Annotated in this window: 10 protein-coding genes; 7 read left to right on the forward strand and 3 right to left on the reverse strand. The window is 60.5% G+C overall.

The genetic code is table 11. The annotated features are described in order from the left end of the window. Positions 1 to 29: 29 nt before the first annotated feature. From ACA046_RS30930 to ACA046_RS30940, 3 genes are all read left to right on the forward strand, one after another. Positions 30 to 1625, forward strand: a complete 1596-nt coding sequence (locus ACA046_RS30930) for a GMC family oxidoreductase (protein ID WP_497675552.1) — start codon at positions 30 to 32, stop codon at positions 1623 to 1625. 114 nt (positions 1626 to 1739) lie between these two features. Continuing rightward, positions 1740 to 2219 (forward strand): pantetheine-phosphate adenylyltransferase, encoded by a 480-nt coding sequence (gene coaD, locus ACA046_RS30935; protein WP_049711086.1) that lies wholly within the window; start codon positions 1740 to 1742, stop codon positions 2217 to 2219. A 244-nt stretch (positions 2220 to 2463) separates the two neighbouring features. Next, entirely contained in the window at positions 2464 to 2715 is a 252-nt protein-coding gene (locus ACA046_RS30940; protein ID WP_003213796.1) for a YfhL family 4Fe-4S dicluster ferredoxin, read from the forward strand. Here ACA046_RS30940 and mutM read toward each other — a convergent pair. Continuing rightward, on the reverse strand, positions 2712 to 3524 hold the full coding sequence (mutM, locus tag ACA046_RS30945; protein ID WP_010167752.1) for a bifunctional DNA-formamidopyrimidine glycosylase/DNA-(apurinic or apyrimidinic site) lyase: 813 nt from the start codon (positions 3522 to 3524) through the stop codon (positions 2712 to 2714). The two genes, ACA046_RS30940 and mutM, sit on opposite strands and share 4 nt — an antisense overlap. A gap of 21 nt (positions 3525 to 3545) precedes the next feature. Further along, a complete protein-coding gene (locus ACA046_RS30950; protein ID WP_173882995.1) occupies positions 3546 to 4358 on the reverse strand; it encodes an HDOD domain-containing protein in 813 nt (270 codons plus the stop codon). A gap of 297 nt (positions 4359 to 4655) precedes the next feature. Here ACA046_RS30950 and ACA046_RS30955 point away from each other — a divergent pair, with 297 nt between their 5' ends. The 4 genes from ACA046_RS30955 to ilvD all read left to right on the forward strand — a co-directional run bounded on the left by ACA046_RS30955 (position 4656) and on the right by ilvD (position 10129). Then, entirely contained in the window at positions 4656 to 5852 is a 1197-nt protein-coding gene (locus tag ACA046_RS30955; protein ID WP_003213799.1) for a class I SAM-dependent rRNA methyltransferase, read from the forward strand. A 231-nt stretch (positions 5853 to 6083) separates the two neighbouring features. Further along, positions 6084 to 7280 (forward strand): MFS transporter, encoded by a 1197-nt coding sequence (locus ACA046_RS30960; protein ID WP_459024452.1) that lies wholly within the window; start codon positions 6084 to 6086, stop codon positions 7278 to 7280. A gap of 218 nt (positions 7281 to 7498) precedes the next feature. Continuing rightward, positions 7499 to 7957, forward strand: a complete 459-nt coding sequence (locus ACA046_RS30965; RefSeq protein ID WP_459024454.1) for an REP-associated tyrosine transposase — start codon at positions 7499 to 7501, stop codon at positions 7955 to 7957. A 330-nt stretch (positions 7958 to 8287) separates the two neighbouring features. Further along, complete coding sequence (ilvD, locus tag ACA046_RS30970) at positions 8288 to 10129, forward strand: dihydroxy-acid dehydratase (RefSeq protein WP_459024456.1); 1842 nt, start codon at positions 8288 to 8290, stop codon at positions 10127 to 10129. A 55-nt stretch (positions 10130 to 10184) separates the two neighbouring features. Here the strand turns inward: ilvD and ACA046_RS30975 are convergent, their stop codons facing one another. Continuing rightward, positions 10185 to 12632 carry a TonB-dependent siderophore receptor gene (locus ACA046_RS30975; RefSeq protein WP_459024458.1) on the reverse strand — a complete coding sequence of 816 codons (2448 nt, stop codon included), beginning with the start codon at positions 12630 to 12632 and terminating at the stop codon, positions 10185 to 10187. Positions 12633 to 12668: the final 36 nt, after the last annotated feature.

Genomic DNA, 12668 nt, shown 5'->3' on the forward strand with positions numbered 1-12668 from the left:
CATCCCGATAAAAACAAGAGAAGACCCTGATGCCCGTACCTGATCTGTTCCGCGATGGCATGGCCCGCGGCTGGAAAACCCACAATGGCGCCGCCCTCGACCAGGACCTGACCCTGGAGGCTGACGTCGCAATCATCGGCAGCGGTGCCGGCGGCGGCACCACCGCCGAAATCCTCAGCGCCGCCGGCTACAAGGTGCTGTTGATCGAAGAAGGCCCGCTGAAAACCAGCAACGACTTCAAGCTGCTGGAAGACGAGGCCTACGCCAGCCTGTACCAGGAAGGTATCGGGCGCATGAGCAAGGACGGCGCCATCACCATTTTGCAGGGCCGCGCGGTCGGCGGCACCACGCTGATCAACTGGACCTCCAGCTTCCGCACCCCGGACCCGACCCTCGCCCACTGGGCCAGCGAGTACGCGGTCAAGGGCCACAGCAGCGCCGAGATGGCACCCTGGTTCGAAAAAATGGAACAGCGCCTCGGTATCGCCCCTTGGGCCATGCCGCCGAATGCCAACAACGACGTGATCCGCAAAGGCTGCGAAAAGCTCGGCTACAGCTGGCACGTGATCCCGCGCAACGTGCGCGGCTGTTTCAACCTAGGGTATTGCGGCATGGGTTGCCCGGTCAACGCCAAGCAATCAATGCTGGTGACGACCATTCCGTCCACCCTGGAGAAAGGCGGCGAGTTGCTGTACCTGGCCCGCGCCGAACGCCTGAAGTTCAGCGGCGACACCATCACCAGCCTCGAATGCGTGGCCATGGATCAGTATTGCGTGGCTCCCACAGGCCGCAAAATCACGGTCAAAGCCAAGCACTACGTATTGGCCGGCGGCGGCATCAACAGCCCGGCGCTGCTGCTTCGTTCCGATGCGCCCGACCCCCACTCGCGCCTGGGCAAGCGGACCTTTCTGCATCTGGTGAATTTTTCTGCCGGACTGTTCGACGAGGTGATCAACCCGTTCTACGGTGCGCCGCAGTCGATTTACTCCGATCACTTCCAATGGCAGGACGGCACCACCGGCAAAATGTCCTACAAGCTCGAAGTGCCGCCACTGCATCCCGGCCTGGCCAGCACCTTGCTCGGCGGCTATGGCACCCAGAACGCCCTGGATATGGGCCAACTGCCGAAAACTCACGCGATGCTTGCCCTGTTACGCGATGGTTTCCACCCCGACAGCCCGGGCGGCACAGTCGATTTGCGCGGCGATGGCACCCCAGTGCTCGATTATCAGGTCTCGCCCTACGCCTGGGACGGCCTGCGCCGGGCCTTCCACAGCATGGCGGAGATTCAGTTCGCCGGCGGTGCCAAGTCGGTGATGCCGCTGCACGGGGATGCACGCTACGTGAACACATTGGCCGAAGCCCGCAGCATGATTGACGGCTTGAACCTTGAATTGCATCGCACACGGCTCGGCAGCGCGCATGTGATGGGCGGTTGCGCCATGGGTGAAGAACCGAAAAATGCCGTGGCCGACAGCCTTGGGCGCCATCACCAGCTGAGCAACTTGTCGATTCACGATGGCTCGCTATTCCCTACCAGCATTGGGGCTAACCCGCAGCTATCGGTGTATGGATTGACCGCGCAACTGGCGACAGCGTTGGCCGAACGTCTGAAAACGGCCTGAAAAAACCGGGTATTCGCGGTGTCTATAGTGCTTTCTTCTGAATAAGTTGACTTGGCCGACCGGGATGGCTGCGATACCATCCGGTTCCCCAACGGACTCCGCCAGGACGACGCGATGAACCGAGTGTTGTACCCAGGTACCTTCGACCCAATCACCAAGGGCCATGGCGATCTGGTCGAACGCGCCTCGCGCTTGTTCGACCATGTGATTATCGCGGTCGCTGCCAGCCCCAAGAAAAACCCGCTGTTTCCCCTGGAACAGCGCGTGGAGCTGGCCCGTGAGGTCACCAAGCATCTGCCCAACGTTGAAGTGGTCGGCTTTGCCACCCTGCTGGCGCACTTTGCCAAGGAGCAGAACGCGAATGTGTTCCTGCGCGGCCTGCGAGCGGTGTCGGACTTCGAATACGAATTCCAGCTGGCCAACATGAACCGCCAGCTGGCGCCGGACGTGGAAAGCCTGTTTCTTACGCCGTCGGAGCGTTATTCGTTCATTTCCTCGACGTTGGTGCGAGAAATCGCGGCATTGGGCGGGGATATCACCAAGTTTGTGCACCCGGCTGTGGCGGATGCGCTGACGCTGCGCTTCAAGAAGTAATTCTGGTCTTTGGGCTTATTGTGGCGAGGGGCTTGTCCCCCGTTGGGCTGCGAAGCAGCCCCAATAAAGACGCCGCTTAGTTTCAGGTAAAACCCAATCGCCTGATTCGGGGCCGCTTCGCGCCCCAACGGGGGACAAGCCCCCTCGTCACAGACAAGCCCCCTCGCCACAGGGGCGCCAATGCGGCACAATTGCGCGCATTAGTTTTCAGATGCCTTGGCTGACAGCCCTGGCAGGAGTTTCCATGTCCCTGATCATCACCGACGATTGCATCAACTGCGACGTCTGCGAACCCGAGTGCCCGAACGCTGCCATTTCACAGGGTGAAGAGATCTACGTGATCGACCCCAACCTGTGCACCCAGTGTGTCGGCCACTACGACGAACCCCAGTGCCAGCAGGTTTGCCCGGTGGATTGCATTCCGCTGGACGAGGCTCATCCGGAGACGGAAGAGCAGTTGATGGAGAAGTACCGGCTGATTACCGGGAAGGCCTAAGTCTGGCAGCGTGGGCAGAACACACTTGCCCGCTGCCCCAGCGTCACACTGCGCAATTCGGTCCCACAGACCTTGCACGCCTCGCCACCACGGCCATAGACGAACAATTCCTGCTGGAAATACCCCGGTTGCCCATCACCGCCGATAAAGTCCCGCAGCGTGGTGCCGCCGCGCTCGATGGCCGCCGCCAGGATGCGTTTGATCTCGATCGCCAGCTTCAAGTAACGCCCGCGGGAAATGCCCTTGGCTTCCCGACGCGGATCAATCCCGGCGGCAAACAGCGCTTCTGTCGCATAGATATTGCCCACGCCCACCACCACCGCGTTGTCCATGATGAACGGTTTCACCGCCATCGAGCGTCCACGGGACAGCTGGAACAGCCGCTCGCCGTCAAACAGGTCGGTCAACGGCTCCGGCCCCAGGCGAATCAGCAGTTCGTGGTTCAGCGGGTCGAGGCTCCAGAGCATTGCGCCAAAGCGTCGCGGGTCGGTGTAACGCAGGGCCAGGCCCGACTCCAGCTCGATATCCACATGCTCATGCTTGGCCGCCGGGCTGCCGGCCTCCACCAGGCGCAGGTTGCCCGACATGCCCAGATGGCTGATCAAGGTGCCGACTTCGGCATTGATCAACAGGTACTTGGCCCGCCGTTCCACCAGCACGATCCGTTGCCCGGACAGCCGTACATCCAGGTCTTCCGGGATCGGCCAGCGCAGGCGCCGCTCACGCACCACCACACGGCTGACCCGCTGGCCTTCCAGATGCGGCGCAATTCCGCGCCGGGTGGTTTCGACTTCCGGTAACTCGGGCATGTTTACCTCTTGGAGAAAGGGTTAGTGCGCGCCCAGCTCGCGGATCGACAACTTCAAACTCTCGAAGTCGTAGTCCGACAGGCCGATGTGGTCCAGCACCAGCGGGCCGATGGCGTTCCACTCATGGTCATCCACCTGGTTGCCCAGCACGCGGTACGACGCACAAATGTGCTCGGCCATTTTCAGGATCGCCAGCAGGTTTTTCAGCTGCGGCTTGTGGTTGGACTCGTCGCTGAAAATCGCCAGGGCATTGTGGTGATTGGCGATGGCGTCGGTCACATGTTCCGGCAGGCGCCAGGATTTGGCGGTGTAGTAACCCACCACGGCATGGTTGGTGTTGAACGCCTGGTTCTCGGTGTCGACCACACGGCATTCCGGGCCGGCGTTGGCATAGGCCTCTTCCAGCACGCTCATGTAGTTCGGGAAACGCTTGAGCATCAACGGCACGCCGCAATCGTGGAACAGCCCCAATGCATAGGCTTCATCGACCGCCTGACTGCCGGTGCGCTTGGCCAGGGCCAGGCAGGTCATGGCCACATCCTGGGCGGTGTCCCAGAAACGGTTGAGGGTGACGATGGTGTCGTCGCTCATCTCGCCCTTGATCGACTGCGCGTTGATCAGGTTGACGATGGAGCGGCTGCCCAGCAGGTTCACCGCGCGCTGGATCGAGACGATCTTGTTGCTCAGCCCGTAATACGGCGAGTTGACGATCTTCAGCAGCGAGCCGGAGAGGCCCGGGTCCTGGGCGATCAGCCGGGCGATCACTTCCAGGTCCGGATCAGGCATGTACTGCTCCATCTGCAAATCCACCATGATTTGCGGTTGAGGCGGCACGCTGATGCCTTGGAGGCTCTGTTGGATCTGTTCGGCGGATAGCTCTTGGGACATAGGGGCACACTCTGGACTAGGCGGCGATTCTAACCTTTATAAAGACTCGGCTGACACCTCAAAAACCCGAACTGAACCGGATCAAATGTGGGAGCGGGCTTGCTCGCGAAAGCGGTGTGTCAGCCACCGAATGTGTTTACTGATCCTCTGCTTTCGCGAGCAAGCCCGCTCCCACATGTCCGGCGGCGCCGCCAAGTACTAAACAACACGGTATACTCCCGCTCTTTTTTCCGGAGCGACGTCATGTCCCTGCCAAGCCTGCGTCTCAAAGCCAACGCCGATCGTCGTTTGCGCAACGGCCACCTGTGGGTCTACAGCAACGAAATCGATGTGGCCGCCACACCCCTTCACGGCTTCCAGGCAGGCGACCAGGCGATCCTGGAAGCAGCCGGCGGCAAGACCCTCGGCATCGTGGCCATGAGCCCGAACAACCTGATCTGCGCCCGCCTGCTGTCTCGCGACATCAAGCTGCCGCTGGACAAGTCGCTGCTGGTGCACCGCATCAACGTGGCCCTGTCCCTGCGTGACCGCCTGTTCGACAAGCCGTTCTACCGCCTGGTGTACGGCGATTCCGACCTGTTGCCTGGCCTGGTGGTTGACCGTTTCGGTGACATCCTGGTGGTGCAGATCGCTTCAGCGACCATGGAAGCCCACAAGGAAGACGTGATCGCCGCACTGACCCAAGTGCTCAAGCCAAGCGGCATCCTGTTCAAGAACGACTCCGCCGCGCGTGATGCCGAAGGCCTCAACCGCTACGTCGAAACCGTATTCGGCCTGGTGCCGGAGTGGGTTGCCCTGGAAGAAAACGGCGTGAAGTTCGAAGCGCCGGTGATCCAGGGTCAGAAGACCGGCTGGTTCTACGACCACCGCATGAACCGCGCCCGCCTGGCCCCGTATGCCAAAGGCAAGCGCGTACTCGACCTGTACAGCTACATCGGCGGCTGGGGCGTGCAAGCCGCAGCTTTCGGCGCCAGTGAAGTGTTCTGCGTCGACGCCTCCGCCTTCGCCCTCGACGGCGTGGAGCGCAACGCAGCACTGAACGGCGTTGCCGAGAAGATGACCTGCATCGAAGGCGACGTGTTCGAAGCCCTCAAAGAGCTGAAAGCCAGCGAAGAGCGTTTCGACGTGATCGTTGCCGACCCGCCGGCCTTCATCAAGCGCAAGAAAGACATGAAAAACGGCGAAGGCGCCTACCGCCGCCTGAACGAGCAAGCCATGCGCCTGCTCAGCAAGGACGGCATCCTGGTCAGCGCTTCGTGCTCTATGCATCTGCCGGAAGACGACCTGCAGAACATCCTGCTGACCAGCGCCCGTCACCTGGACCGCAATATCCAGATGCTGGAACGCGGCGGCCAGGGCCCGGATCACCCGGTGCACCCGGCAATTGCCGAGACCCGGTATATCAAGAGCATTACTTGCCGGTTGTTGCCGAATAGCTAACGCCCAATTGGAACCGGATCAACTGTAGGAGCGAGCTTGCTCGCGAAAGACGAATAGACAACACGGGCTACCTGATAGCGCTGCGTTATCGTTGACGTTCTTCGCGAGCAAGCTCGCTCCTACAGCGGCAACAAACATCATCATGGGCTGGCCTCCCACAACACTTTTGATTGAATTCCCCGTTTCGCAGACTAGTATCGGTTTCTGGTTTTACTCCGGAAAATAAAAACAATGTCTGAGTCCTCTTATTCGCCACCCCATGGCGACGTAAAACGCCGACAACTCTCACGCTTCATCCTCATCACCTGCATCTCCCTGATCAGCTTCTTCCCGATCAATATCCTGCTGCCCTCCTTTCCAGCCCTGGCCGCGAAGTTCGACACTTCAACTGCTGAAGTCGCGCTGTCCATCAGTCTGTTCACCCTGGTATTTGCGATTTCCCAACTGATCGCCGGCCCGCTTTCAGACAAATTCGGGCGCAAGGAAGTACTGCTGGGCTGCATTGTGGTTTCCACCCTCGGCTCGATCGGCTGCGCACTGGCGGCCAATTACCCGAGCTTCCTGCTGTTTCGCGCCGTCCAGGCCATCGGCTGTGGTTTTTTCGTACTAGGCCATGCGCTGGTCGAGGACCTGTTTGAAGAACAGGATCGCGCCCGCATCCGCATCTATTACATGACCCTGAGCGGATCGTTTGTCGCGCTGTCGCCGCTGCTCGGCTCCTGGCTGCAAACCACATTTGATTGGCAGGGCAGCTTTTATGGGTTTGCGGTAATGGCGCTGGGCATGTTCATCCATGCCTGGCTGATATTGCCGTCCAAAGCCGCCAGCCCTGAAAGAGCGCCGGTTTCGATCATCGCCACGCTGAAATCCATCGCCGCAAACCGGGACTTCATCCGCTATTGGTGGATCGCCGCGCTGGTATTCGCGTGTTACTTCGCCTTGATCAGCGTGACGCCGCTGATTTTCATGGATGAGTTGAAGCTGTCCGAATACCAGTACGCGGTGGTGCTGATGGTGTATGGCGTCGCCTATCTGCTGGGCGGCGTAGCAGCGACCGCCCTGCAGAAACACATCTCCCTCACGCGGCAAATCAACCTCGGGCTGGGCCTGCTGGGGATCGCCGGCGTGTTGCTGGCGCTGGTGATCAGCTATGAGGCCATGACCACCATCACCCTGCTGATCCCGATGCTGATCAGCGCCCTGGCCGTGACCCTTGTACGCCCCGCCGCGATTTCTGCGGCCATGCTGCTGTTCTCCAGCAGCGCCGGCACCGCCGCCTCGGCCGGCAACAGCATCATGTTCATCACCGCCGCCGTCAGCAGCGCCGCGCTTGCCCAAGCCGGGGCCAACTTGTTGATGACCATCGCCATCAGCTTCATCGTGTTCAGCGTCTGGGGCGTGCTGACGAACATCAGAGTTGGACGCTAAAGGCCTCCCACTCCGCCCCCACTGTAGGAGCGAGCTTGCTCGCGAAAAACGTATAGGCGACACGGGCTACCTGATAGCGCTGCGTTATCGTTGACGTTCTTCGCGAGCAAGCTCGCTCCTACAGAAAGGCATGACATATTCGGAACCAGTGTTTAAACGCCAATAGACACTGTTGCCTCCTACCGTTTCTCTTCTACTCACACGAAGAGGACGAAGGAATGTCCACCCAGCAAAACGCACATCGTCTGCGTACAGGCCGCTATTCAGAATCCGGCCGCATTTACCTGCTCACCGCTGTCACGCATCAACGACATTTAATCTTCCAGGACTGGCGTATTGGCCGCCTGCTTGTTCGCGAATTCAGAAAGGCTCAGGACGACGGCGAGGCGACTTCACTGGCCTGGGTCGTGATGCCGGACCATTTCCATTGGCTGGTGGAATTGCACAACGGCGATTTGCCGAGACTGATGCGGATTACCAAGTCGCGCAGTGCCCACGCCATTAACAAAGCGAGGAGTTGCCACGGGGCACTTTGGCAAAAGGGCTACTTTGATCGCGCGTTGCGCCGGGAAGATGACCTGAAAGCAACAGCTCGATACATCGTCGCCAATCCATTAAGAGCAGGGCTGGTTGAGCGTATAGGCGACTATCCACTCTGGGACGCCATGTGGCTTTGAAATACGCCCTCCTGTAGGAGCGAGCTTGCTCGCGAAAAACATATAGGCGACACGGACCACCTGATAGCGCCGCGTTACCGTTGACGTTTTTCGCGAGCAAGCTCGCTCCTACAGGTAGACGGCCATTCCCTCCGGCCGCCAGCGGTGTAGAATCGATGCTATTCATCGCCAGTCATCCCCCGGCGGGTTTATGAGCTCGAGGCCCAAGCAAGCGGCGATCCCGCGACGCGAGTGGCAACTTCCGGACACACGGCCATTTTTCGGGTGTTCCAGTCGTCAATTAGAAGCTCACTCCCCTTTAGTACTTGATTAGCCGCCCGGAGTGCTCCAATGCCTGATTACCGTTCGAAAACATCCACCCACGGCCGCAACATGGCCGGCGCTCGCGCACTGTGGCGCGCCACGGGGATGAAAGATGACGACTTCAAGAAGCCGATCATCGCGATTGCCAACTCGTTCACCCAGTTCGTACCCGGCCATGTCCACCTCAAGGACCTGGGCCAACTGGTCGCCCGCGAGATCGAACGCGCCGGCGGTGTAGCGAAAGAATTCAACACCATCGCCGTGGATGACGGCATCGCCATGGGCCATGACGGCATGCTGTATTCCCTGCCGAGCCGCGAGATCATCGCCGACTCCGTGGAATACATGGTCAACGCCCACTGCGCCGACGCCATTGTGTGCATCTCCAACTGCGACAAGATCACCCCCGGCATGCTGATGGCCTCCCTGCGCCTGAACATCCCGGTGATCTTCGTTTCCGGCGGCCCGATGGAAGCCGGCAAGACCAAACTGGCCTCCCACGGCCTCGACCTGGTGGACGCCATGGTCATCGCCGCCGATTCCAGCGCTTCTGACGAGAAGGTCGCGGAATACGAGCGCAGCGCTTGCCCTACCTGCGGTTCGTGCTCCGGCATGTTCACCGCCAACTCGATGAACTGCCTGGTGGAAGCCCTGGGCCTGGCCTTGCCGGGCAACGGCTCGACACTGGCCACCCACAGCGACCGCGAGCAGCTGTTCCTGCAGGCAGGCCGCACCATCGTCGAGCTGTGCAAGCGTTACTACACCGAGAACGATGAGTCGGTGTTGCCGCGCAACATCGCCAACTTCAAGGCGTTCGAAAACGCCATGACCCTGGACATCGCCATGGGCGGTTCCACCAACACCATCCTGCACTTGCTGGCCGCCGCGCAAGAAGCCGAGATCGACTTCGACCTGCGGGACATCGACCGCCTGTCGCGCCACGTGCCGCAACTGTGCAAAGTCGCGCCGAACATCCAGAAGTACCACATGGAAGACGTGCACCGCGCCGGCGGGATCTTCTCGATCCTCGGTTCGCTGGCCCGTGGCGGCCTGTTGCACACCGACCTGCCGACCGTGCACAGCAAATCCCTGGCCGAAGGCATCGCCAAGTGGGACATCACCCAGACCACCGACGAAGCCGTGCATCACTTCTTCAAGGCGGGCCCGGCCGGCATCCCGACGCAAACCGCGTTCAGCCAGTCGACCCGTTGGGAAACCCTCGACGACGACCGTGAAAACGGCTGCATCCGCAGTGTCGAGCACGCCTACTCCCAAGAAGGCGGCCTGGCTGTGCTGTACGGCAACATCGCGCTGGATGGCTGCGTAGTGAAAACCGCCGGTGTCGACGAATCGATCCACGTGTTCGAAGGCCGCGCCAAGATCTACGAAAGCCAGGACAGCTCGGTACGCGGCATCCTTGCTGACGAAGTGAAGGAAGGCGACATTGTCATCATCCGTTACGAAGGCCCGAAAGGCGGCCCGGGCATGCAAGAGATGCTCTACCCGACGTCGTACCTGAAATCCAAAGGCCTGGGCAAAGCCTGCGCCTTGCTCACCGACGGCCGCTTCTCCGGCGGTACCTCGGGCCTGTCCATCGGCCATGCTTCGCCGGAAGCCGCTGCGGGCGGCGCGATTGGTCTGGTGCAAGATGGCGACAAGGTACTGATCGACATTCCGAACCGCTCGATCAACCTGTTGATCAGCGATGAAGAATTGGCGGCACGCCGGGTTGAGCAGGACAAGAAAGGCTGGAAGCCGGTGGAGAAGCGTCCGCGCAAAGTCACCACCGCGTTGAAGGCTTACGCCCTGCTGGCCACCAGTGCCGACAAAGGTGCTGTGCGTAACAAGGCGATGCTTGACGGTCTGTAAACCTCGCCCATAAAAATGCCCCGCCACGTGCGGGGCATTTTTTTGCCTGGTTGAATCAGAACTGCGGTGTATAGGTCATGGTGAACATCACGTTACGCGGGTCGCCATAGTAGTTGCTGCCCCAGGTCGCGTTGTACGCAGGGATGTAGTACTTCTTGTCGAACATGTTGTTCAGGTTTGCCGCCACGGTGAATTCCTGATTGATCTTGTAGGCCACCCGCGAATCCCAGAGGGCGTTGCCCGGCACGCTGAACTTGCGGTCATAGGATTCAGTGCTGCTTTGCGCGGTGACGCCGGCGCCGACGCTGACTTTCTCCCAGTCACCCGGCAACTGGTAATCACCCCACACCTTGAGCAGGTGCTTCGGGGTCCATGTGCTGAAGATCTTGCCTTCGTAAGTATTGTCCTTGAGGAACTTGGTGGTGTTGTAGGTGTAACTGGATGCCAGTTGCAGGCCAGGCAGCACCTCACCGCTCAAGGTGGCTTCAAAGCCCTGGCTGCGGACCTTGCCCGACGCGACCGAGCAGTACCAGCCACCACAGTTCATCGGCCCTTGCAGGTCCTGCACGCCACGGTTTTCCTGGTCGTAGCGGAAGATCGCAAACGAGGTATTGAGACGACCATCGGCCAATTCACCTTTGAGGCCCAGTTCGTAATTCTTGCCCTCGATAGGCTTGAGCATGCTGCCGGATGTAGTCAGGTTGGTCTGGGGTTCGAATGCATCGGCATAGCTGGCGTAGGCCGACCATTGGTCATTGAGGGCATACACCAGGCCTGCGTATGGCGTGACCCGGCCAGTGGTTTGGGTGGTGCTTTGAGTAGGGGCGTCGTACACACCCTGGAAACCGCTTTCGTCGATATAGGAAAAGTCATACCAACTGGTACGGGCGCCAACGATCAGGGTCAGCGGCTCCAGCAACTGGACGCGCCACGTGCCGTAGATGCCTTTCTGGCGAATGTCATACCAGTTCTTTGACCCGGAGCCGTCCTGGAACAGTTGATATTTGTCGCGCTGCACACGGTTGTGGTCGATGTTGAAGATATCCGCACCGTCGGTGGCATCCCGGGCGTACAGGTCGTGGGTCGTAAGCTTCGAGTAGTTGGCGCCCAGCACGAGTTCCTGGCGGAACCCCAGGGTCTCGAACTTGCCGTTGACGTAGACGTCCACCCCGCGGCTCTTGTTGTTGAAGTCGGTGACCCAATCCACATAACGCACGTTGCCGGTGCTGCCCGGATTGGGGATCTCGTCCCACGTCGCCTGATAAGTGGCGTCGTTGTGTTCATCCATGGCCACCACGGCGGCTTTCAATTTCCAATCGTCGTTGAAGCGATGCTCCAGGTCGGCGAACACTTGGGTCTGGTTGTTGACGCTACGGTTCCAGCTGGCACCGACAAAGGTCGAGCGCGGAAGGCCGATGTCGCTGCCATTGGCATAACGCGGCAGCGACATGAAATTCGGGCGAGAGTGACCTTTCTGGTTGCTGATGCCCACGCCGACGGTGGTGTCAGGGGTGAAGTCGTAGTCCACGGCGGCATACACCGTCTGGTTCCAACTGCCGGCGTAGTCGACAAACGAGTGGGTGGTGTCGTAATCCGCCACAAAGCGGCCGCGCAACGTGCCCTCGGCGTTCAGCGGGCCGCCGGCGTCGACCTGGGTGCCATAGTGGTCCCAGGAGCCTGCCTTGGCGGTGATGGTGACTGTCGGCACCTCCTGGCCGCGCTTGCGCACCAGGTTCATGGTGCCACCGGGGCTGTTCGCGCCTTGCAGCAGGGCGGCCGGGCCGCGCAGGGTCTCTACACGGTCGTAGATCGCCATGTTTTCAGTGAGGTAGCTGCCCAGCGCGTAGGTGTTACGCGGGATGCCCACACCGTCGTATTGCAGGGTGCCCACTTCGAAGCCACGGGAAAAGATGAACATGCCGGGGCCGGGTGATTTGGTCGCCGTCAGGCCCGGGGTGCGCTTGACCACTTCGGAGAGCTTGGTGGTGTTCTGGTCATCCATCTGCTTGCGGGTCATGACGCTGACCGATTGCGGGATATCCTTGAGTTTCTGCTCACCCTTGCCGATGGTCACCGCACCGGTGGTGTAGGAGCCGGTGCCTTCGGTTGTCGTCCCAAGGTGTTCGGCGCTGATGGTGGTTGCGCCCACTTCAAGGGCTGTGCCTGATGACACACGCTTTTCCAGGGTCACGGTATCGGCGTTGATAAAGGCCGCACTCAACCCCGTTCCCGCGAGCAACCGCGCCAGAGCGTCCCGTTGCCCCAGGCTGCCACTGACACCGGGCGATGCCACGCCTTGCGTCAACTCACTGGGCACCAACACCTGAATCCGCGTTACCGCCGAAAACGCCGCCAATGCGCCGTCCAGGCTTTGTCCCGGAATATCGAAACGGTAGGTCTGGGCCTGAGTGGTCTCGGCGGCCTGCAGAGACAATGGCGCAGTGCCGCAAGCCAAGGAAATGGCCAGCGCCAGCAAGGGCCGTGCGGCGAATCGGTGTGCCATGGGTGGTGCTCCCCGGTGCAAAAGTCAGTGAACGGG

This window comes from Pseudomonas sp. LBUM1641, from assembly GCF_059716235.1.

What these genes read in the sequence shown, in the direction of transcription:
- ACA046_RS30930 (WP_497675552.1), top strand. Translation starts at nt 30, where the DNA reads ATGCCCGTACCTGATCTGTTCCGCGATGGCATGGCCCGCGGCTGGAAA.
- coaD (WP_049711086.1), top strand. Translation starts at nt 1,740, where the DNA reads ATGAACCGAGTGTTGTACCCAGGTACCTTCGACCCAATCACCAAGGGC.
- ACA046_RS30940 (WP_003213796.1), top strand. Translation starts at nt 2,464, where the DNA reads ATGTCCCTGATCATCACCGACGATTGCATCAACTGCGACGTCTGCGAA.
- mutM (WP_010167752.1), bottom strand. Translation starts at nt 3,524, where the DNA reads ATGCCCGAGTTACCGGAAGTCGAAACCACCCGGCGCGGAATTGCGCCG.
- ACA046_RS30955 (WP_003213799.1), top strand. Translation starts at nt 4,656, where the DNA reads ATGTCCCTGCCAAGCCTGCGTCTCAAAGCCAACGCCGATCGTCGTTTG.
- ACA046_RS30960 (WP_459024452.1), top strand. Translation starts at nt 6,084, where the DNA reads ATGTCTGAGTCCTCTTATTCGCCACCCCATGGCGACGTAAAACGCCGA.
- ACA046_RS30965 (WP_459024454.1), top strand. Translation starts at nt 7,499, where the DNA reads ATGTCCACCCAGCAAAACGCACATCGTCTGCGTACAGGCCGCTATTCA.
- ilvD (WP_459024456.1), top strand. Translation starts at nt 8,288, where the DNA reads ATGCCTGATTACCGTTCGAAAACATCCACCCACGGCCGCAACATGGCC.
- ACA046_RS30975 (WP_459024458.1), bottom strand. Translation starts at nt 12,632, where the DNA reads ATGGCACACCGATTCGCCGCACGGCCCTTGCTGGCGCTGGCCATTTCC.